This window comes from Enterobacter sp. H2G27, assembly GCF_054403075.1.
This window is the reverse complement of sequence record NZ_JBSVSI010000001.1, coordinates 1,991,430-2,013,341: the sequence shown is the minus strand read 5'-3', so window position 1 is coordinate 2,013,341 and position 21,912 is coordinate 1,991,430. Positions and strand designations below refer to the sequence as shown.

20 protein-coding genes and 1 pseudogene are annotated in these 21,912 nt (G+C 47.1%); 15 read left to right on the top strand and 6 right to left on the bottom strand.

Annotation, left to right across the window (positions count from 1 at the left end):
* Positions 1–218: 218 nt before the first annotated feature.
* Positions 219–1,118, bottom strand: coding sequence for an EAL domain-containing protein (locus ACW9E7_RS09570; RefSeq protein WP_458727665.1), 900 nt, complete (start codon positions 1,116–1,118; stop codon positions 219–221).
* Positions 1,119–1,538: 420 nt separating this feature from the next.
* Here ACW9E7_RS09570 and ACW9E7_RS09565 point away from each other — a divergent pair, with 420 nt between their 5' ends.
* Together ACW9E7_RS09565 and ACW9E7_RS09560 are read left to right on the top strand one after the other, a co-directional pair.
* Positions 1,539–2,162, top strand: a complete 624-nt coding sequence (locus tag ACW9E7_RS09565; RefSeq protein WP_458727664.1) for a response regulator — start codon at positions 1,539–1,541, stop codon at positions 2,160–2,162.
* Between the two features lie 3 nt (positions 2,163–2,165).
* Positions 2,166–5,783 carry a transporter substrate-binding domain-containing protein gene (locus ACW9E7_RS09560; RefSeq protein WP_458727663.1) on the top strand — a complete coding sequence of 1,206 codons (3,618 nt, stop codon included), beginning with the start codon at positions 2,166–2,168 and terminating at the stop codon, positions 5,781–5,783.
* Between the two features lie 24 nt (positions 5,784–5,807).
* Here ACW9E7_RS09560 and ACW9E7_RS09555 read toward each other — a convergent pair whose 3' ends face one another.
* Positions 5,808–6,395 (bottom strand): LuxR C-terminal-related transcriptional regulator, encoded by a 588-nt coding sequence (locus ACW9E7_RS09555; protein ID WP_458727662.1) that lies wholly within the window; start codon positions 6,393–6,395, stop codon positions 5,808–5,810.
* A 360-nt stretch (positions 6,396–6,755) separates the two neighbouring features.
* Here ACW9E7_RS09555 and ACW9E7_RS09550 point away from each other — a divergent pair, with 360 nt between their 5' ends.
* From ACW9E7_RS09550 to ACW9E7_RS09525, 6 genes and pseudogenes are all read left to right on the top strand, one after another.
* Entirely contained in the window at positions 6,756–7,268 is a 513-nt protein-coding gene (locus tag ACW9E7_RS09550) for a fimbrial protein (RefSeq protein ID WP_165556744.1), read from the top strand.
* Positions 7,269–7,336: 68 nt separating this feature from the next.
* A complete protein-coding gene (locus ACW9E7_RS09545; RefSeq protein ID WP_458727661.1) occupies positions 7,337–8,017 on the top strand; it encodes a fimbrial biogenesis chaperone in 681 nt (226 codons plus the stop codon).
* Positions 8,018–10,552, top strand: coding sequence for a fimbria/pilus outer membrane usher protein (locus tag ACW9E7_RS09540; RefSeq protein WP_458727660.1), 2,535 nt, complete (start codon positions 8,018–8,020; stop codon positions 10,550–10,552).
* A gap of 18 nt (positions 10,553–10,570) precedes the next feature.
* Entirely contained in the window at positions 10,571–11,572 is a 1,002-nt protein-coding gene (locus ACW9E7_RS09535) for a fimbrial protein (protein WP_458727659.1), read from the top strand.
* Positions 11,573–11,723: 151 nt separating this feature from the next.
* A complete protein-coding gene (locus ACW9E7_RS09530; protein WP_458727658.1) occupies positions 11,724–12,038 on the top strand; it encodes a hypothetical protein in 315 nt (104 codons plus the stop codon).
* Between the two features lie 76 nt (positions 12,039–12,114).
* A pseudogene (locus tag ACW9E7_RS09525) lies at positions 12,115–12,450 on the top strand (helix-turn-helix domain-containing protein); the annotation flags it as partial.
* Between the two features lie 374 nt (positions 12,451–12,824).
* On the opposite strand, the gene ACW9E7_RS09520 reads toward ACW9E7_RS09525, so the two are convergent.
* The gene (locus ACW9E7_RS09520; protein ID WP_458727657.1) at positions 12,825–13,733 is read right to left on the bottom strand and encodes a LysR family transcriptional regulator; all 909 of its coding nucleotides are present in this window, start codon (positions 13,731–13,733) and stop codon (positions 12,825–12,827) included.
* A gap of 94 nt (positions 13,734–13,827) precedes the next feature.
* Between ACW9E7_RS09520 and ACW9E7_RS09515 the strand changes: the two genes are divergently transcribed.
* The 4 genes from ACW9E7_RS09515 to ACW9E7_RS09500 all read left to right on the top strand — a co-directional run bounded on the left by ACW9E7_RS09515 (position 13,828) and on the right by ACW9E7_RS09500 (position 16,287).
* Positions 13,828–14,790: an NAD-dependent epimerase/dehydratase family protein gene (locus tag ACW9E7_RS09515; RefSeq protein WP_458727656.1), complete on the top strand. Its 963-nt coding sequence runs from the start codon at positions 13,828–13,830 to the stop codon at positions 14,788–14,790.
* Between the two features lie 75 nt (positions 14,791–14,865).
* The gene (locus tag ACW9E7_RS09510) at positions 14,866–15,309 is read left to right on the top strand and encodes a PACE efflux transporter (RefSeq protein ID WP_115875069.1); all 444 of its coding nucleotides are present in this window, start codon (positions 14,866–14,868) and stop codon (positions 15,307–15,309) included.
* A 94-nt stretch (positions 15,310–15,403) separates the two neighbouring features.
* Positions 15,404–15,775 (top strand): VOC family protein, encoded by a 372-nt coding sequence (locus tag ACW9E7_RS09505; protein ID WP_115875068.1) that lies wholly within the window; start codon positions 15,404–15,406, stop codon positions 15,773–15,775.
* A 149-nt stretch (positions 15,776–15,924) separates the two neighbouring features.
* Positions 15,925–16,287, top strand: a complete 363-nt coding sequence (locus ACW9E7_RS09500) for a TIR domain-containing protein (RefSeq protein ID WP_115875067.1) — start codon at positions 15,925–15,927, stop codon at positions 16,285–16,287.
* 38 nt (positions 16,288–16,325) lie between these two features.
* Here ACW9E7_RS09500 and ACW9E7_RS09495 read toward each other — a convergent pair whose 3' ends face one another.
* The gene (locus tag ACW9E7_RS09495) at positions 16,326–17,099 is read right to left on the bottom strand and encodes a DeoR/GlpR family DNA-binding transcription regulator (RefSeq protein WP_458728384.1); all 774 of its coding nucleotides are present in this window, start codon (positions 17,097–17,099) and stop codon (positions 16,326–16,328) included.
* Positions 17,100–17,185: 86 nt separating this feature from the next.
* Here ACW9E7_RS09495 and ACW9E7_RS09490 point away from each other — a divergent pair, with 86 nt between their 5' ends.
* Both ACW9E7_RS09490 and ACW9E7_RS09485 read left to right on the top strand, forming a co-directional pair.
* Positions 17,186–17,770, top strand: a complete 585-nt coding sequence (locus ACW9E7_RS09490) for an NUDIX hydrolase (RefSeq protein ID WP_127730894.1) — start codon at positions 17,186–17,188, stop codon at positions 17,768–17,770.
* A 305-nt stretch (positions 17,771–18,075) separates the two neighbouring features.
* The gene (locus ACW9E7_RS09485; RefSeq protein WP_111964585.1) at positions 18,076–18,768 is read left to right on the top strand and encodes a helix-turn-helix transcriptional regulator; all 693 of its coding nucleotides are present in this window, start codon (positions 18,076–18,078) and stop codon (positions 18,766–18,768) included.
* Positions 18,769–18,782: 14 nt separating this feature from the next.
* Here ACW9E7_RS09485 and ACW9E7_RS09480 read toward each other — a convergent pair whose 3' ends face one another.
* Positions 18,783–19,421: an acyl-homoserine-lactone synthase gene (locus tag ACW9E7_RS09480; protein WP_271367875.1), complete on the bottom strand. Its 639-nt coding sequence runs from the start codon at positions 19,419–19,421 to the stop codon at positions 18,783–18,785.
* Between the two features lie 435 nt (positions 19,422–19,856).
* Here ACW9E7_RS09480 and tam point away from each other — a divergent pair, with 435 nt between their 5' ends.
* Entirely contained in the window at positions 19,857–20,615 is a 759-nt protein-coding gene (gene tam / locus ACW9E7_RS09475) for a trans-aconitate 2-methyltransferase (protein ID WP_458728383.1), read from the top strand.
* 5 nt (positions 20,616–20,620) lie between these two features.
* Here tam and ACW9E7_RS09470 read toward each other — a convergent pair whose 3' ends face one another.
* Positions 20,621–21,811, bottom strand: a complete 1,191-nt coding sequence (locus tag ACW9E7_RS09470) for a cytochrome c biogenesis protein/redoxin (RefSeq protein WP_458727655.1) — start codon at positions 21,809–21,811, stop codon at positions 20,621–20,623.
* Positions 21,812–21,912: the final 101 nt, after the last annotated feature.

Below are 21,912 nucleotides of genomic sequence, written 5' to 3'. Positions count from 1 at the left end.
CTATTTGGTCGTTTTAATTTATGTGCCTGTTGCGATAGCTGGAGAGAGTTCAACCAATGTAAAGCGTTGCGGTGTACCGTTGAACTCACAAGAAAATGCTGCAGCACTTTTCTATGGTTTCCGGGTTTGTATAAACCACCCGTAGGCTGAACTCGAATTATTGATGTGCATCAATAAACTAACGTTTTGTTATCTACAAATTTTATGTTCTCTAAGCATTATTTCGATTGCATTACCGACCGGAAATTAATATTTTTATTAAAATCATAATACCATTCAATAAAATTCAATGCATTTTTAGGTATTGAATAGTAAAAACCTTGAGTAAAATTGACCTGCTGACTTTTGAGCCAATCAGCTTGGTAGTCATCGGTAACGCCTTCGGCAATAGCGTAAATGCCCAGTTTTTTGCAGAGACTAATAATGCATTCCAAAATATCAGTGTCCATATTTTCTAATCTGACGCAATCTATAAACATTTTATCAATTTTGAGATAGTCGACCGGTAGGGTTTGAAGCAGTCCCAGCGAACTGTATCCCGTTCCAAAGTCATCTATAGCCACATAGCATCCCTTATGACGAAGTGCATTCAGCCTTTGATATACTAATTCTGTTTTCTGTACTGCACTGTGTTCAGTAATTTCAAGAACCAACTTAAATGAATCATCAAGTGTCTCGAAAAAGCTAATGATATCAGTAGTGAATTTCTCATCAATCAAGTGTGCACCAGAAATGTTCACTCCTAAATGAAACGGTGCTGATATTTCCCATTCTTTAAGATCATCTGCAATGAGACTGAAAAGATGCTGAGTCAACTGTATGATAATACCCTCTTTCTCTGCTTCAGGAATGAAAATCGAAGGAGGTATGGACTTGCCGTCAACACGGCGCCAGCGCATTAAGGCCTCTGCTCCGCAGCAAGATCCAGAATTTGTCTCAAATACGGGTTGATAATGAACATAAAACTCTCCATTTCTTATTCCTTTAAGTATTTCATGCTTTATGGAGCTTTTATATAAATGCCTGTTTCGTAACAATTTTATGGCAGTTAGCAACAAATATATAGCTGATATAATGATAATATTTAAGAAAATAATTTGGCCAGTTTCATTAATCATAGTCTCGACTTCTATTTTAAAGTATCCAGAAACAGTTTGCCAAATCAAACTTTATAAGGATATGAGACCCCATAACATGCTTTGTATGAAAAAGACGACATACAGGGCAGGTAAAGTTAAACCATTCGACCGAAAATGCAGTTTTACCTCCGTCAATTGCGTATCATGCCGACACATTTAGGCGGAAAGTACGCTCACGTCTGTTGTCTTCCACTTATGATATGCGTCACGCTTGTCCCAGCGATACGTAAACGCCTACTTATCCTCATGGCATCGGATTGCTACCTGTAGGATGTAGTCAGGCGACTTGTAGTCCATGGACTACATTTTTTGAAAATAGTACAGCCAGTCTGATTGTGCTTAAACTACAATTGGTTAATATCATTTTACCAAACTTCGCGATCTGACTTCGGGACGGCTATGGCTAACATTTTAATTATTGACGATCATCCAGTAGCACGTCTGGCTGTTCGCATGCTTTTGGAAAAAGACGGGTATAACATCGTTGCAGAAGCCGGGGAGGGATATGAAGCTCTGCGGCTAATCAGAGAGTTAAAACCCGATATGATTGTTGTTGATCTCGATATGCCGGGATTGGGCGGTATTGAGCTCATCGGAAAACTCAGGGCGAACGATTACAGCGGGGGTATCCTCGTTCTTACTGCCCGCGATGATGAACATTACCTTAGTCGTTGCATGAGTACGGGAGCAGATGGTTTTATTGGTAAAAAAAATAACCTGGAGGAGCTTGGTGATGCCGTTCGGGCCGTGCTTCGAGGTTATGGTTATTTCCCTCTGAATCGTAAGGACTCCGGACAAACCAGGCTTCCGACTGCTGAAGTCGCAATTATCAAATCACTCTCTAATCGAGAGCTACAGGTTCTTCAAAACATCGCACGTGGTGACAAAGTTATAGAGATTGCTGAAAAAATGCATATTAGCAACAAAACGGTAAGCACCTATAAAACCCGAATTCTCTCTAAGCTTGAGCTGAAAACAACCCTTGAACTTATTGATTTCGCTCGCCGACATAATCTGGACTAAATAGTGAAACCTTTTATCTTTTTAGCAATTGCCTTAATTGCTTCTTTTGGCGCGCATGCTGCTGGGACGGATACCGTTCAGCCGCTTCAAATGCTAAGCAGAGAAACCTACGATCCTCGTGCGTTTAACCTCAGTGATGAAGACTGGCGTTGGCTGGGTAAAAAAAGAGTGCTTACGGTGGCAGTATGGCGACCCGAGATTCCGCCTCTGGATATGTTTACTCAGGACGGTAAGTTTGAAGGTATGACCGCAGACTATCTGATGCTGGTCTCAAGCTATCTTGGTGTGAAAGTTGAGGTAAAGGACTTCCCAAGCCGTGAAAGCGCCTTAAATGCGCTCCGCAATCGCGATGTTGATCTGATGGTGGACTCCTCCGGTAAAACCCCACCTTTTAGCGGTGAACTCAGCTATACCGAGCGTTTTATCCCTGATCATCCCGTCTTAGTTCACCAGAAGATCTCTTCGGGGAAAAACTTCACCTATCAACCCGGCATGAGACTGGCGATTGCAAAATGGTATGTGGATGACGAATGGATTAATGAAAATTTCCCTGGCGTCAGGATTATGCATTTTGACACTGATGAGCAGGCACTTGCATCAGTTGCATTTAATAAAAATGATTTTTTCATCGGCAATCTGGTAACAACGTCATACTTACTCGATCGAAACTTCACCAATTACCTGGAATTTCAGGGGGTATATCCTGAACGAGATACAGGAAGCCGCTTTGTTGTAAGGCGTGAAGATGAGATTCTGTTAAGAACGCTGAACGAAGGCCTCAATGCAATTCCTCTGGCACAGTCAAAAGTCATTATGCAGCAATGGAGTGAGGGCTCGGATATATGGAGTCTGGGTAACTCCGTTATTTTTAATGAGCGGGAACGCAAATGGATCGATCGTCACCGCGCGGTAAAAGTTTCAGTAAACGCGTTTTATGCGCCTTTTACAATGACGGATGCTAATGGCAATTTTTACGGCGTTACTGCTGATATTTTGAAATTGATTAGTCAACGCACCGGTATTGAGTTTATCCCTGTGCCTGCAAAATCATTGAAGGCGATGCAGCAGCAATTAGATCAGGGTGAAGCGTTATTCATCGGCGCGTTGAGCCATAGCGATAAACGCAATGATGCATTCTTTTTTACCCGCCCTTATTTTAAATCTCCTTTCGTTACTGTCACGCGGGAGGGAGAGACCGAAAACCTCAAGGAAAAAACCGATCTTCGTGTCGCCCTTGTAAAAGATAACCCACTTGCGGAAAAATTTACGGCAGAACATCCAGCTACTCAGTTGATAGAGACACCGAATGCGAGTGTCGCGATGCAAAACGTTGTTGAAGGTAACGCTGACGTTGCCGTTCATACACTTTATGGCGCAAGCTATATGATTAACCGTTATTTTCAGGGTAAGTTAAAGATAGCGGAAAGCATTGATGCTCCGGATGGTGAAATCAGCTTTGCGGTTGCGCGTAATCAGCCTGAGCTGCTCAGGATACTGAATAAAGCCCTTGAGAGTATTTCTCCTTCTGACATCAGCGACATAATTAAAAAATGGCAGATTCGTCCCGATGTTCGACTGAACACATGGGAGCTCTACCGAACGCAATTCTGGCTCGTGTCAGGCGTCGCGGGGATCATTGTATTAACCTCACTTTTGTGGGTCTATTATATGCGCAAGGAGATTTCCGCCAGGAAAAAAGCGCAAACAGGGCTACAGGATCAGTTACGATTTAATGAAACACTTATCAATACGTTGCCTCTCCCTGTCTATGTTACCGATCTTGATGGCAACCTGCGCTTGTGCAATCCCTCTTTCGAGGCGTTTTTCTCTGGCTCCAGTCACGCGCTATTACAAAAAGGATTGTACGAAGAGCCGCATCCAATGCATGCACTGTGGATCAACGTCACGCAAAACATAACTGAATCGGGTGATACCATGCATCCTTACATCGGCTATGAGCAAGTCTTTGACGGTGAGAAAAACAGAAGTGTCCTCCATTACGCGGTGACATTTACTGATGGGTTAGGTCTCCCGGGCGGTTTTATATGTACGTGGATGGATATGACCGAACAGGAAGAACTGAATGGCGCGCTGAAAGACGCCCGTGAGAGAGCTGAACAGGCGAACCGTGCAAAAAGCACCTTCCTGGCCACGATGAGCCATGAAATTCGGACCCCGGTCAGTGCGATTATTGGTCTCCTCGAGTTAGCTGTAAAAACAACCCAAACAGAAGCGGATAAAGAGGACACAATCAGAGTTGCATGGGAATCAGCGAAAAACCTTATGGGTCTTATTGGTGATATCCTGGATATGGCTCGTATTGAGTCCGGTCGGCTGGAGCTGGCTCCTGAATGGGTCAGAACAAGCGACTTGCTACCTCCCATTGTTCGCGTCTTTGAGGGACTTGCCAGACAAAAAAACCTCCAGCTCAAAAGCATGTTGCCCGGTGTTATGCCATATGAAGTTTTTCTTGACCCATTACGCTTCAGGCAGGTTTTATCCAACCTGGTCAGCAACGCCATAAAATTCACTGAGCAGGGCCATGTTGAGGTAGATCTGGACATCAATTACAGCAGAAACGACGGAAATATCATATTGAGCGTCAGCGTAAGCGATACCGGAAAAGGGATTTCTAAGGAAGAGCAGGCAGATATTTTTGACCCCTGGGTCCAGGCCCGCGCAGGACGAACGCAAAGTGGCTCAGGTCTTGGGCTGGCAATTTGCTTGCAGCTTGTAAGAATGATGGGGGGCGATATCAGGATGAAAAGTGAGCTGGGCAAAGGCACAACGGTTACTTTTGAGATCCCTGCTGATAGTCATATGGAACGCAGAGAGCCGGATACCCAAATTGAACCAGAGAATAATGCTCCTCACAGGACATTGCGTATTCTTGCCGTCGACGATCACCCAGCGAACAGAATGTTGTTAAAACATCAGCTTTTACATCTTGGCCATCAGGTTACTGAGGCAAAAGAGGGCAATGAGGCGTGGGAAATATGGCAAGCTCAGGAATTTGATGCGATTATCACCGATTGTAGTATGCCGGGTATGGACGGTTTAGCACTAACGAAACATATCCGTCAGCATCAGACCAGGCATGTTACTATTCTTGGGCTCACGGCTAATGCCTGGCCGGAAGAGCGCAATAAGTGTCTACAGGCCGGAATGGATGATTGTCTCTTTAAGCCGCTTCAGCTTCCTCAACTCCAGGCGATTTTAAATACTGTCGCCGACCGGTTAGGGAGTGAATCTGATTGTTCAGTTCAGTTAAGTGATTTGCTCAGCTTAAGTGATTTATCTGTTTTGACTCACAATGATAACGGAATGTTATCAGAGCTCTTGTCTGTGACTCTTAAAAGTAACCAGGAGGATCTCCTTTTAGCGGAGGATTTATACCAGCTAGAGGACTGGCCTGAACTCGCTAAGTGTATCCATAGAATTTCAGGCGCAGCACAAATTATCGGCGCTCGCAGTGCCGAGAAGCACTGCAGAAGTTTAGAAACGCTATGTTTGGATGTTACGCCGAACCTCCATCAATTAACAATGACATGGCAGAGTGTAGAAAGAGAAGTTAAGCAACTTAACAGCTGCATTGAACATTGGTTAGAAAACCATAAGTAAGGTAGGGGGCCAGGCCCCCTTTTACTAGAATGAATAATAACCGAGTTCTTCCATGACCTTTTTAAGCTCTAGCATGTTATTGCATCCATATTTTCTCATGATTGAACACTTATAGTAGCTGATGGTTTTTTCATTAAGGTTTGTTGCACTACTGATTCTTTTAAGAGGATTTCCTGTTGCAATATATTTCAATACCTGTATTTCTCTTTTTGTCAAAGCTGCACGTTCATTACCTATGATGTTTGATGGGGATGTCTTGTGGGTTTGTGAAAATTTAAGCATGCAATATTCAAAAAAACTTCTCGCCGACACAACTGAAATCTCCTTGTTAAACTTACATAACGTATTATACGTCACCTTATTAATTCGTGTGGCAATCAGCAATACTTTGGCAGAAGGCTGTTGTTCTTTTATATTCTCCAGGGCCAGGAGCATCTCCTCCAGAGTGAAGGTTAAACCATGCATATCGACAATGAAAAGAGATATTTTTATCTCGGAAGAAGAGACGTCAGTACAGTTTGCAGGTGAACGTTGTATGTCTGTTACGACAGGTTTTAAAAGCTGTGTTATTCCGTAGTAAAAAACAAGATCGTTGGTATAGACGCTGATCATTTCTGAACTCCAAAAACCACAGAATAGAGTTAGAAATAAAAGAATGAAATCAGATTGCACGTCGAATTGTGTAGTCAAAATTCTACATAACTTACCGGATGCTGGCGTACTGTCCTACTTTTTCGTTTTTGCTGAGGAAAAGGACTACAAAACAGGAGGTCGCAGACTACAGGTTTACCGCCTCCATCTGAATGATCCAGATTAGTACTGCTGGCACTATAAGCGTCATCCCGAGTATGAATCGCGGGATAATTATTCTGAGTATTGCCGTATTAATGATGGCATGCAGGGATTAAAAAGAAGGTATCTCTTAAGAGATATATCGCTATGTAGCCGTTAAACTTTTATCTGGAAAAAAATATGAAAACCAACATCCTGGCCTTCGCAATTATTAGCTCACTGTTCGTAGCATCATCTCACGCAGCTGATGGTACGATTAACTTCAACGGTAATATCACCGATGATACCTGTGATATCTCAACCGCATCTAAAACCCAGACGGTGAAACTGGGCACGATTAGCAGCAGTTCGTTTGCTTCAGGCAATCCGTCGGCCGCCACTGGTTTTAGCGTTGTTCTGAGCAACTGTCCTGCTACACACAGTAATATTGCGGTGAAATTTGACGGTACACCGGACGGCGGTAACCCAGCTGTTCTGGCGTTAACCGATACGCCAACAAAAGCAACGGGTGTGGGCATCCAGTTACGTGATGCAGATGGCTCTGTTCTGCCGCTCTTCACCGATTCGAAACCTGTTGCGATCAACTCTGGTAATGCAACACTCAATTTCAGCGCAGCATATGTTTCTACCTCCAGTACCGTGACTGCGGGTGATGCAAACTCCACGGCTAACTTCACCGTCGTGTACAACTGATTCTTCGCATACTGCTGCGCGTTCTTAACGTGCAGCAGTACCCTCATGACCTCAATCGCGAGAATATAATGAAAAAAATAACCCAGTCCCTGCTGCTGGCAGCAGTAGCGTTTTCATCTCTTGACGCCATTGCGGGCGTCCAGATTGGCGGAACGCGTGTTATTTATAACGAAAAAGAGAAAGAAGCCTCCATACAGTTACGCAATCCTGACGATAAAGCGTTTCTTGTTCAGTCCTGGACGGAGACGGAGACAGGTAGCCCAGATAAAACATTTGCAGTCACTCCACCATTATTTCGTCTGGATGCGCAGCAAAATAATGCATTGCGTATTTTATTTCGTGGCTCACCGCTGCAGTCCGACCGAGAGACGCTTTTTTGGTTAAATGTAAAAGCGATCCCTTCTGCCAACCCATCGGGTGGAGAGAATCAGCTGCAATTAGCCGTTAAAACGCGAATTAAACTTATTTACAGACCTGACAGCCTGAAAAAGAATAGCCCGGAAGATTTCGCCTCCCGGCTTAAATGGCAGAAAACAGGCAACAGCCTGACGGTGAATAACGACAGTGCTTTCTATATGAATTTCGCTTCAGTAGCGTTGAATGGTGTTGAACTTAATAACGTGACATATGTTGCGCCTAAATCCAGCAAGACTTTCTCCCTCGGGTCAGTACCCACAGGCGGAAAAATAGAATGGAAAGTATTTAACGATTTCGGCGTGCCCGGACAGGTTTTCAGTGCCAGCTATTAAATGACAGGTTTTAAAATAATGATGAAAAGTATGCCACCACAAAAATTTAAGCTTAACTATGGGCGCGTTGCGCTTATGCTGGTCTTGACACCTTTAATGTCCGGTGCGTACGGTTCTGATTATTTTAATCCGGCTTTGCTTGAGCGTGTAAACGATACCGGAGACACTCCAGACTTAACCCAATTTGAAAGCGGTGGTCAGGCAGAGGGTGAGTATTATGTCGATATTTATGTGAACGACAGTTATGTTGATACGTCGTCAATTGCTTTTAAAAAAATCAGGCTCAACGGTAAGACGGAATTGTCCCCATGCCTGACAGTTGAGATGTTGAAACGATACGGTGTACGTACTGACTCCTTCAGCAATCTGGAAACCGCTCAGAGTAGCTGTGTCGACCTGGGAGAGATTCCTGAAGCGACGGCTTCACTTGATTTTAAGGCACAGGCCTTAAAGATCAGCGTACCGCAGGCATCCCTTGTCAGCGCGGTTCGCGGCTATGTGCCCCCCGATAAATGGGACGACGGGCTTACCGCGGCAATTATCAATTACAATGTGACATCGAGCCACACTTATACCGACAATGACGAGGGTGGCTCGTCACAATATTTAAGCCTTCGTCCTGGGGTAAACCTCGGGGCATGGCGCCTGCGTAATTATTCAAACTACGTGCGGGATACCCACGGTACCGGTCGTTGGGACAGTGCCTATACCTACGCGCAGAGGGGCATTTCATCAGTAAAAGGGCAGCTGACGCTGGGCGATAGCAGTACGCCTGGCGAGATTTTTGATAGCGTATCAATAAGAGGCGTGCAGCTGGCTTCCGATGACGAAATGCTCCCTGAAAGCCTTCGCGGATATGCGCCAGTCGTTCGAGGCATAGCACGAGGCGACAATGCTGAAGTGACAATCCGGCAAAACGGTTTTGTCATTTACCAGGCATTTTTGCCCGCCGGGCCGTTTGAAATTAAAGACCTCTATCCAACGGGTGGAAGTGGTGATTTAAGCGTAACGATAAAAGAAAGTGACGGGAGCGAACAGTACCAGATTGTTCCATTTGCTTCCCTGCCTATTCTTCAACGTACGGGCAATTTGCGGTATGCCTTCAGCGTGGGGCACTACCGTAGCTATGACAATAACGCTGAAGATGATCCAGTTTGGCAGAGCACCTTAATCTATGGTCTACCTGCAGGTTTCACTGTTTATGGTGGTGTACAGCTAGCCAGTCATTACCGTTCGTCATCTTTGGGAATCGGGAAAAATCTGGGTAATTTAGGCGCGTTCTCTACCGATATTACTCATTCTTCGAATTCAAAAAATGATGGAAAGACAGAAAAAGGTCAGTCTGTACGTGCCAGATACAGTAAAAGTATGGCAACCACTGGCACCAATATCGCTATTGCAGGATATCGCTATTCGACATCCGATTTTTATACCCTTAATGATGCATTTGAAATGCGGAATAATAGAAACGAATTCTTTTACCAGGAGCGCAAGCGCAACAGGGCCGAGCTCACATTAACTCAAAATCTTGGTGATAACGCAGGGTATTTATCTGCATCGATAGTCCGTCAGGATTACTGGGGGAATAACAGAAAAACCGACTCATGGACCCTGGGGTATTCGAATAGTTTCAGAGGCGTTGGCTACAGCCTGAATTACTCTCTGAATAAGGATGTGAATACTTCCCGGCAGCAGACTTCTGATCGGCTCGTCGCCTTTACGCTGAGTATGCCATTGAGTCTCTTCTCGACAACAGCATATGCAGGCTACAACTTTAGCAATAACCGTACTGGCGGGACGAACCAGAATGTATCGTTAAGCGGTACCGCCCTGGAAGGCGATAGCCTCAGCTGGTCCGTAGCAGAAGGTTACGGCAGTAAAGGGCAGGGAAATACCGGTTACAGCCGGGCTAACTACAAGGGCACCTATGGTGAGGTGAATGGAGCCTACAGCTACAGTGCTCAGGGGCAAATATTAAATTATGGGGCGCAAGGCACGCTTCTTATCCATGAAGACGGAATAACCGCCGGCCAAAGTGGGGGAGAAACGCTTGCACTGATTAAAGTTCCTGGTGCCTCGGGCCTGAGGGTAAATAACCAGCAGGGCGTAAAAACGGACTACCGCGGATATGCGCTGGTTCCGTTTGTGAGTCCATTCAGAAATAACGAGCTGGCGTTGAGTACGGAAAGCATGCCGGAAGATGTGGATGTGGAGGTAACAAGCCGTAACGTTGTTCCAACGCGCGGCGCTGTGGTACGAGCGACCTTCAGTGCCAAAGTGGGCCAGCGTGCTCTGGTGACGCTAAAAAAAGCTGACGGTACATTTGTTCCGTTCGGCGCCACGGTAAGCTACGGGTCTGAAAGTAACGAGGCCGCAATTGTTGGCGATCAGGGGCAAGTCTATCTGAGTGGTTTAACGAATAAAAATACGCTGAACGTCAAGTGGGGTAATGAATTATCCAGACAATGTGCGGCTAAATTTGAATTGCCTGATATTAAAAAATCACTGATTGACATAGCCGCAGTGTGTAGATAAACGAACGGAATAGTGAAAATGAATCGAGTAAATAAAAACATTTTAAAGTTAGCTCTGGCGTCGGTACTCACATTGTTGAGTTTTAACAGTTTTGCACTTGTGAATTGTCATTTTGTTGGATCTAACACCGAGGGTTCAGAGACCGTCAGCTTCGGCGACATTATTATTCAGCGAGATGCCCCTATAGGAACCGTGCTTGGCTCGATAAACCTTTGGCAGCGCTATTTAAGTCACGGCAATGTCGCCGACTGTCCGCGGACGGGTGGATATTATCCCTCGATAGACGTTGGGGCTGAATATACTCGCGTCATGTTTAATGGGGAGGAACTCTTCCAGACGGGCATAAACGGATTAGCTATTCGAGTAAGAGCTATGAATAACAACCGCATGCCAAGAACATCAGGCAGCTGGTGCAGTGCTGCTGATACGACTTATCGCTGGTGTGCTCGCTTTTCATGGGGATATCAAAGCAACTCCATAGAGCTCGTGAAAATAGGCAAAACGGAGAGTGGATCAATTAAGAGCGGTGAAATACTCATACGAGGCTTTACGAATGGGGAAGGTCCGGTATTTACCACAAATTTAACCTCCTCCAAAGTTACCACCGTGGCGTGTTCAGTCGTTAATAGCAACATTCAGGTCAACATGAACCCAGCCAGCGCGACAGATTTTCGTAAAAACAGCGGTATTGCGGGTAAAACGGATTTCAAAATTGACCTTAATTGTGATGCATCGACTAACGTAAATGTCACAATCGATCCCGGCTCGGCAGGAGCTGAAAACAGCGCGAATGGCATACTGAAGCTCGATAATGCCGGAGGACAGACAGCAAGCGGGATTGGTCTGCAGATATTGTCTCAGGGAGTCCCAGTGCAGTTTGGCCAGATGAAACGTATCGGGACAACCAGCGCGGAAGGGGCATTTTCGGTGCCTTTACAGGCGCAATATATTCAGACAGCTGCAGATATCACCGCAGGGAAAGCAAATGCGAGTGCAACATTTACAATGACATATCAGTAAATATCTGGCTCGTGATGGTATCTATTTCAAAACTACTATAACGGGAGGGGTATCTAAAACACTAATTTTTATGTCGCGACAAAATGAATTCTCCGAGTGAATATTAAGCATAATCTCTTAACAAGTACTTTTAATTTATATTAGGAAGCTTATGAATAAGGCAATTATTGTTTTAGCTATCGCGTTAACGCTTTCAGGGTGTTCAACCTTAAAAACCGATCAAGCCATCCCTTTGTTACAGGCTGACACCGCTAAAATGCTGGGACTGGGTTCATCTGACGAAATTACAGTCACGAATGTTAATGGCAGTCAGCCCGATATGTTAGGTAGCCAAAAACTGACCTATCGGGCCACCACGGAAAAGGGTCGTATTTTTGACTGCCAGTCACAAATGATGCCGGGTATCCTTGGAGCCGCGCCCGCGTTGAGTGCACCATCATGCACACCGATAGTGACGCACAAATAGTTGAAAACAACATCAGGCAGGGGGGAACTGCCTGAGTAAAAAAAGGAAGGTCGTCTTATAAAAATGTACCTCTCCAGCGGGAACGGCAGCCAGTATTGACTGCTGCCTGCATCTGGTACGGCAGGCGTGGGGAGCGGATGTAGCCAACCGCGTGGCGCGTTTGTTGGTTGTACCACCTCATCGTCAGGGTGGACAACGGCAATTTGTGGAGTTGCCGGTTCAGAATACGCGTCGAGGAGATTATTTCACCGACGCATTGGCCTGGGCAACGGAGAATTTACAGTTAGCAATCACGCTGGACTGCGTGGCGGAGAAAGCCCTCATGAGCCGTCGCAGCTTTACCCGGCGATTTCAGCAATCGACGGGGGAGAATTTCTCGCTGTGGCTGTTGTGCCAGCGGATTCTTGTTGCGTTGATCAGCGGGTAAACATGATGCACAACAAGAGAAATAGCAGGGATGATGTAAGAACATGATTGCCGGAAGACTGTGGAAGTATATGAACTAAATGTCCATTAAATGCAATTTAACATAATATACATTATGCGCACCAATATGAAGTCAGGGGAAATCTGGTGTTTTGTGGGCATCGTTGCCTGGATGCTGACGGTCTATTAAAGAGTCTTAGCTGACACAGCTTACTGTGCATCCAGCTTTTGCTCAAAGCAAAGGCCGTGTTGAATACGCTCATCTGCCGCATCAGAACTTTGAACTGAACTTACGCATTTCACATTCCTTAAAACGCAGATAGCACGCCAGCTTGACGGTACTGTTCTTCCCACGCTTACTTACCGTTTTTTCCTGTTGATATAAGCCTGCAAACCCTCCGCAAGATACTCAAACACCGTTTTACAGGCCTGGCTATGGCGTAAATCCTCATGCATCACCAGCCAGGTGTCGAGATGAAATGCAAAGAAATCAGGCATGACCCTCTGTAACGGCGGAGAAAAATCGGCCAGTTGTGCCTGGCACATACCGATACCCGCTCCTGCACGAATGAGGTTTAATTGTGCAATATCACTGTCGCTCCGCACGGTAAACAATTCACGGCTTAGCTGTGGATATTGTTTAAGTGCCTGTAAAATAAAGGGAGTCGTATTATCGAAACCCACGAGCGTATGGGTGAATAGCTCATCAATACTTTCCGGAGCACCACATCGTGACAGATAGGCTGGCGCGGCATGAAGACCTATTTCAACCCTGCCCATCCGACGTGTAATCAGTTGCTCCTGCACCGGCGTGGCCATGCGTACGGCAATATCCGCTTCCCGGTTCAGTAAATCCTGAACGCGATTAGACAAAACCAGTTCAATAACTATTTGCGGGTATTCCTCCTTTATCTGTGCAATCACTGGAGGCAGAACCTCCGTGCCGATGATTTCACTGGCGGCGACGCGCACAATGCCTCGTAATCCGGTTGCGCCGGAACTGAAACTGGCTGCCGACCGCTCAATCATCATGGCCGTATTTTCCATCGCCTGCGCATGACCCTTCAGCTCAGCGGCTGCATCCGTGGCCTGCAATCCGGTCTGCGAACGGGTAAATAAAACAAGGCCCAGGGCTGACTCCAGCGCCGCAATATGGCGTCCGGCGGTTGGCTGGGTAATGGCAAGCCTGCGTGCGGCCCCTGACAGAGACCCTTCCCTCATCACGGCCAGAAAGGTGCGATACCATTCCCACGGGATATTTAGCTTCATACAAAAATGAATACCTGCTGGCTAATATTATGCAATTACATTTAGCCCGTGCGGTCATTATGATGTCAAGCAGATATCCAATAAGGGTCAAACGATGAAAAACACAAATAAGGTACTGATACTGGGCGCAACGGGTGGGATCGGTGGCGAAGTAGCCCGCAAATTGTTCCGTGAAGAATGGGATGTGCGTGCATTGCGCCGCAGCGCTCCGAAAACTGACGATCGCAACAAAAGCATTTCGTGGATAAGCGGTGATGCGCAGAATGCAGAACAGGTTGAGGCTGCGGCGTGCGAATGCAGCGTTATTGTCCATGCCGTTAACCCTGCGGGTTATCGAAACTGGGAACAGCTGGTTTTGCCCATGCTACATAACACCATAAATGCAGCGGAGCGAAACGGTGCGTTAATCGTTCTGCCGGGCACGATTTATAACTACGGCCCGGATGCTTTTCCCCTCTTACGCGAGGATTCTCCTCAGAATCCGTTTACCCGAAAAGGCGCTATACGGGTGCAAATGGAGCAGGAACTCGCAGACTATGCGCAGCGTGGCGGAAAGGTGCTGATTTTACGTGCAGGTGACTTTTTTGGTCCCCATGCCGGCAATAACTGGTTTTCGCAGGGATTGGTCAAACCGGGGCAACCACCGAAGATAATTCAAAACCCAGGGAAAACCGGCGCAGGCCACCAGTGGGCTTATCTGCCGGATGTCGCCGAAACGCTCGTTGCACTGCTGTCGCGTCGGGAGGAACTCGAACCGTTTGCCAGTTTCCATATGCGCGGGCATTGGGATCCTGACGGGACAGCGATGACTGCCGCCATAAAGCACGTCGCGGAGCGTGCCGGTATTCAGGCGAAGGTGAAATCGTTTCCCTGGTGGCTTATCTCGGCGATAAGCCCCTTTAATACCACACTTCATGAAATGCAGGAGATGCGTTATCTCTGGGAGCAGTCAATAGAAATGGATAATTCAAAACTGATTTCCTTTTTGGGCCATGAGCCCCAGACCCCTCTTATTGAAGCTGTACATTCCACATTAGCGGGCCTGGGCTGCATTTAACATAACCTGTACGTTTAGAAAGGGTTGAACGAGGTCTGATATACTTCAGCTTTTGAAAAACGCAGCCCTAAGCAAATGGAAATTGAATTAAATAAAAGTGTTAAAGAGAGAATTTTCCACGCAGTCATTTTTGAAGTGATGGCCAACATTATTATCGCGCTGTCTCTTGCCTGGCTGATGAACGTGTCGGTACTCCAGTCGGGCTCGTTGTCCGTGATATCAGCCCTTACCGCAACGGTCTGGAATTTTATTTTTAATAAACTCTTCGACTCGCTGCAGAAAAAATACCGCTTTCAACGGACGTTTCTCATTCGAGCGATCCATGCGGTAGGTTTTGAAACGGGACTCATCATCACCCTAATTCCTGTCGCGATGGTTATGCTGAATCTTACAGTGACTGAGGCATTTTTTGTTGAGATCGGTCTTGTACTGTTTTTCCTGCCGTACACGTTACTGTTTAACTGGATTTACGACTACCTGCGCTGGACATTTGTTGGGCGGAAACGGTCTGCTATGTAGAGAGATACCTGTCACATTGACACGCCTTTTATCGTATTCGACTCCTCTCACCTTCTATACTCTTCATTTCTCTATCTCTTTTGAGGAGTCGATAATGTTCGATCATGTGAAATTCGGCGTCAGCGATTATGAAACAAGTAAAACTTTCTTCCTCGAGGCACTTCGCCCGCTTGGAGTAAAAATCATCGATGAAGGCGCGCCGGAGTATGGTGTTGAAATGAGCTCAGGGGACGTTTCACTTTGCCTTTTCCATACAAATGACAAACCCGCGCCCCTGCATCTGGCGTTTGTGGCTAATACGCGTCAGCAGGTTGATGATTTTTACCATGCCGCGCTGCGCGCTGGCGGACGTGATAACGGCGGGCCGGGATTGCGTTCGTACGGTGAAAATTATTATGCCGCTTTTGTCATCTCACCTGATGGACATAACATCGAGGCCGTGTGCCATACGCCGGAGAGCGAGTAGCTCAACGGGTCTTTCAGAACCCGTAAAACGATTTACTCATGCGGTTTTCTGCACGATACTGCACGAAAAGCTGCATTCCTGGCCAGTGATGTCGTAAAGTCTCGTCTGTAAATGTGCATTTTCATGCAACAACACTGACAGAGGTATTTATGACACAACAGTTGATTTTAATTGCCGGTCCCTATCGCAGCGGAACCGATGGCGTTCAGGCACGAATTGATGAGAATCTGGCGCGTCTCGAAAGCGCAGCATTAGCCGTATACCAGCGTGGCCACATTCCGGTCATCGGTGAATGGCTTGCGTTGCCGTTGGCAAAAGCCGCAGGCTCAATAACGGTGGGTGATGAAATCAGCGAAGCGATGCTGTACCCCGTTGCTCACCGCCTCATCGCTAAATGCGATGCGATTTATCGTATTGCCGGTGCGTCTAAAGGTGCCGATATGGATATTGAAGTAGCCCGAAAATATGGTCTCATCGTTTATACCGCGCTTGAAAACATTCCAGAAGCTTAATCCGGGACGTCAGCCAGCCCGTGGTCAAAGGCTGGCTGTCAGAGGGGGGCACGATCTGAGGTCAGCACGACGGATACGCCCTTTTCCGATACCGCGCGGACCCAGTCCTTATCTGTACCGTCTTCAACGACGATGGTATTTACCGAAGACACATCGCCAATCACAAACGAAGACGCGGTGTTGATCTTTTCCGGAGAAGCCAGAACAACCGTCTCCGCGGCTCTGCCGGAAAATGCACGTTTGATGCATGCCTCTTCGAAATCACCGGTTGTCAGCCCCGCGTCAGGATGAATGCCGGTCACGCCCATAAAGAACAGGTCCGCATGTATATTCGCTATGCCTTCGATGGCCGCAGCGCCGACCGCAACAATTGAATGTTTATACAAGCGTCCGCCGATCAAAATCACCTCAATGGAAGGATGATCAACGAGCCCCAGAGCAATGCTCGGGCTGTGCGTCACCACGGTGATGCGCAAGTCAGGAGGGAAAAACGTAATCAGCTCGGAGGTTGTCGTGCCACCGTCGACAATCACCACCTGGCCTGATGAAATTAGCTGTGCCCCTTTTCGGGCCACCCTTTTTTTCGCATCCATCTTCACGGATTGCCGTTCGGCAAACGGAGCAATAGCGGAAGATGACGGCAGCGCGCCGCCGTGAACACGCTGCAAACGCCCTTCTGCCGCCAGCTCGCGCAGATCGCGCCGGATGGTGTCTTCAGAGACGTCAAAGAGAATGCTGAGCGCTTTTGACTGTACCTGACCTTCGGCACCCAGCTTCTCAAGGATCAATTGTTTTCGCTGACTGGTGAGCATGGTGAATTCCTGATGTTGCATGTTTTATCCTGAACATGCATGATGATGCTGTTTATGATCATTACTCTACGTAAGGAGGGACATTCGTGCAATCAAAACGTGCAGATGTGCGCATCATCGACAGTGAAACCCTGTCAGACAACTGGTACATCCTCAAAAAATACACCTTTGACCTGCAGCGGCGTGATGGTGAATGGCAGCGGCAGCATCGGGAAGTCTATGACCGTGGCAACGGCGCGACGATTCTACTCTATAACCGTGAGAAAAAGACGGTGATCCTGACGCGCCAGTTCCGCTTCCCTGTCTTTATCAACGGCCATGAAGACGATTTAATTGAGGCAGCAGCAGGATTGCTGGACAACATGGATCCCGAAAGCCGCATTAAAGCAGAAGCGGAAGAAGAGACCGGATTTCACGTTTCGCGCGTGCAGAAAATCTTTGAAGCCTATATGAGCCCAGGCTCCGTCACGGAGAAACTCTACTTTTATCTTGCCGAGTACCAACCACATGACAGAACCAGCGCAGGCGGCGGGATCAAGGCTGAAGGAGAAGATATCGACGTGCTGGAAATGACCCTTGAAGAGGCTTTACGCAGCATTGAAACGGGCAAGATTGTCGACGGTAAAACCATCATGCTGCTGTATCATGTTGCCCTTAAAGGTATTCTGTAACCTACTGGTTTAAATCCTGATTTATAGACGTATGTAAACGGTATGCTTGTACGTTACGCGTAAGAAAAGGGAAAACCTCCTAAATTTTGCAGCCTACTATATTTAGTGAACGATTTCGCAATTCGATAAAATCATCAACAATTCCCTGAGTCATCTGCATTTACCATTCAAAAATGCCAAACGTTCACAAGGCTGCCCGCTGAGGTAGCCTGTCTTATCTGTTATCTGGATTAAAATGCGACTCGCTACGGATAACGAAGCATATTATACTTGCTCCTCCATTCGAACAGGAGGCAGCATCTCACGTGAAGGATACATATTACAACGACATAACGATCAATACGCTAATTCAGAGTGAGCTTGACGCGTTTTTTGAGGATTTCAAAGGGATCGTCTTTGCCTACGCTATTATGAACAAGAAAGATCCTTCACAGATGAGGATAATCAATAATAGCCCTGAGTGGTTTAATATCTACCTTGAAAGAAAATACCAGTTCATTGACCCTGTCATTATTAGGGCTTTGCGCTGTGTTGAAGATTTTTTCTGGGAAAGTGATGTCGTGCTGTCGGATGGTTACAACCTGACACGCATTTTCGACGAAAGTGTCCAGTATGATATTTACCAGGGACAGACGTTTCCTCTGCATGACTATCTGAATAATCTTGTTGTCTTATCCGTCATCAGTCCTAAGCATTCTGGCATTGACATAGATAAGTATCGGCCGCAATTTCTACGCTTCCTTGTCCAGTTACATCAGAAGACACTCAATCTGTATAGCCAGCATCAGCAGAAAAAGAATGTTTTCTTGTCGCCACGTGAGCGCCAAATCCTTAAATGGGTCAGTGCCGGGAAAACGTACGCAGAAATTGCTGTTATTTTGTCTATTGCCGAGCGCACCGTTAAATTCCATATGGGCAATATAATGAAAAAACTCGGTGTGAATAATGCCAGACACGCAATAAAACTTGGAACGGAACTCCGGTTACTGGAGGAGTAAGCCTCAGCCACTGGTTATAAATGGTGTAGATGCTCGAGCATTTCGCGAAGCCAGTGACTGGATTTATCTTTGCTAATAATGTCTTCAATAATGCCTATACTGGCAGGCATGTAAATATAGTAAATAACCTCCCCTTTTTCAGAAACACCGCGCTGAATAACCTCAACTTTCCAGTTAGCATGGCGAAATATGGCATACATACCACGGCTGGCTACTGCGTACATCCCATGATATTTATTCTTAATGCAATAAATAATCATTGCAAGAAACAATGCCTTACTGGCGGGCACGCCCTGAAGGCTTGCGGAGTCTCGTATTTCTTTATCTAAAAATAAACGACTCACTTCACAGCAGGGAACATCTTCTGGAAAAACAATGGGATTATCGAAATAGTTGTGAAAGATCTCGCTTATCATTGTCGGCTGCGTTGCGTTAATAAATCGCGCGCCGCATAGCAGCTGCCCATCATACATACCCAGTAAGTATGTCGTGTTATGGGAATCAAATTGATCCTTTTCCATACCTTCGACGCATTCCACCTTCCAGTCGAGTCGGTCCCGAAAAGTTTTTCTCCTGAGTCTGTAGAGTTCGCGCGCTAATGCTGGTGGTAATTCATCGTAGTCGTGTAAAAAAAATTCAATGACAGAATTCATTCTCATGTTCCTGATAATAACACCTGAAACTAGTTTCACCTGTCTCTTAGGACAGCTTTCATTGTGCCGCATATTCCCTATACTTAAAAAGTACCTGACCACGAAGTTCTCGCAAAACTAAGCGGTCAGGAGGTCAAAGACCTATGAAACACCAGGGATATACCCATCGATTATTATCTAATATTTAAAGTTTCGGGTACAGAACATAAGAAGCACTTTGCCGATAAAATATTAAAAAACAATAATCATAAAATTATTACAATAAAAACATTGCCCCTTAATCCTTTAAGGGGTAATATTTCTATTTGCTTATTTTTTCCTCTTTGTTGTTTCACAGAATCTGCGGAATTCATCTGCCCTTAACCTCTCCCGTACCGCTTTGAAGGCGCCTGCCTGTGCTATTCTTCCAGAAGCATGCCAAACGGAGAATTGATGATGGCCGACTGGAACCCTTCTCTTTACCTGCAATTTGGCGCAGAAAGAACGCGTCCAGCTGCAGAACTGCTCGCCAGAATTCCTCTGGATGAGATCGCTACCATCGCCGATCTGGGCTGTGGACCAGGAAACAGCACGGCGCTATTGAAGCATCGATGGCCTTCTGCTCACATTACCGGGGTCGATAACTCCCCTGCTATGCTTGAGGAAGCGCGCGCAGCCTTACCTGACTGCCACTTTATTGAGGCGGATATCCGTCAGTACAAGCCTGGCCAGCCGCTGGACCTGATTTATGCCAACGCGTCGCTGCAATGGGTTCCGGACCATTACGATCTCCTGCCGCATCTTGTCTCCCTGCTTAAGCTAAATGGCGTACTGGCGATCCAGATGCCTGACAACTGGCTGGAACCGACCCATGTGGCGATGCGTGAAGTGGCGCTTGAGCAAGACTACCCAGACCGTGGCCGCGAGCCTCTGCCAGGCGTACATGCTTATTACGATATTCTGTCGGAGGCTGGCTGTGACGTGGATATCTGGCGGACGACCTATTATCACAAAATGAGCTCTCATCAGGCCATTATTGACTGGGTAAGCGCCACCGGCCTGCGGCCCTGGCTCCAGGAACTGAATGAAAGCGAGCAGAAACGTTTCCTGAAACGCTACCATGAACTGCTGGAAGAGCAGTATCCGCTTCAGGAAAACGGGCAGATACTGCTGGCTTTCCCCCGGTTGTTTATCGTGGCTCAACGCCAGCCCTGAACGGGCTATGACCGAGCTTCTTTGAGCAACTGCTGGATAACCTTTTCCTGTTGCTCATAGTCACCCTCGCCAAAGGCGGTATAGCGCAGCTGCCCTTTGGCATCAAAAAAGTAATGCGCTGGCCAGTACTGGTTGCCGAAAGCATTCCAGATTTTATAGTTGTTATCCGTGACCACCCGATACGGCAGTTGCCATTTATTCACCGCATTTTTAACCGACGAAAGCGGTTTTTCCCAGGGGTATTCCGGGGTGTGAACTCCGATCACCACCAGACCCTGCGGTTGGTACTTAGTGGCCCACTCCCGCACATGGGGGAGCGTATGCTGGCAATTAATGCAGTCCCACGTCCAGAAATCAATAAGTACAACCTTCCCGCGTAACGATTCAGACGTGACAGGGTCACCGTTCACCCACCCTGTTCCACCGCTGAGCGAAGGCAGCTGACTGCTGGGCTCTGTAATCACTATCGGCTCAAGCTTCACCGGCGTGGCTGTGGGTTTCGTCAGATTTAACAGCGCGGTTTCAAGACGGTCCGAGACGCCGTTTGCCCCTTTAAGCAGCGAAGTCATCCCCGTCGCGTTAAATGCGACGGTCGCTAACATCACAACGCCTGCACCCTGTCGCAGCTTTTCCATTAGCGCCGATTTTGCCCTTAAAGGTGCCATCAGCGTGCGGCCTCCAATGACGAGTAATCCCAGCATCATTGCGCATCCGCTGCCATAGGCGGCCAGCAGAGCGCCGGTGGTAATAGCGGAATGCCCCGCAATGTTAATGCCGAAAATCGCACCCAGAATGGGACCGGCGCAGGGAGACCAGAGCAGTCCTACAGCAAGCCCGGCCAGAAAAGCCGATGCCATTCCGCGCGTTTGCCCGCTTCGGGTGTTGAGAACATTGCCCGCGCTGACGGCCGGTCCCGCAATACGCTGGGCGAAAGACGGGAAAATTAAGGCTAGCGCGGCAGTGGCCAGAATGACGAGCGCGACCCAGCGCCCGACGATGGTTGCCTCTGCGATCCACTCGCTGGCGACGGTGACGGCCATCGCCACCAGGGTAAACATCACGATCATCCCCGCCAGCAGGGCCAGAATATGCCGACGCTGGCCCTGGAAACCGGCGAACAAAAGTGGAATAACCGGGAGCGTACATGGGCTGAGCAGGCTTATCATCCCACCCAGAAAAGCGATAACCAGAAACATAGAAACCTCACAATACAAGTCCTGCGACGCTGCAGTGAGGCTATTTCAGCGTGCGGATGTGTTCAGGATATGTGTAAATGCGAGGGTTTTGTCTGGCTCTG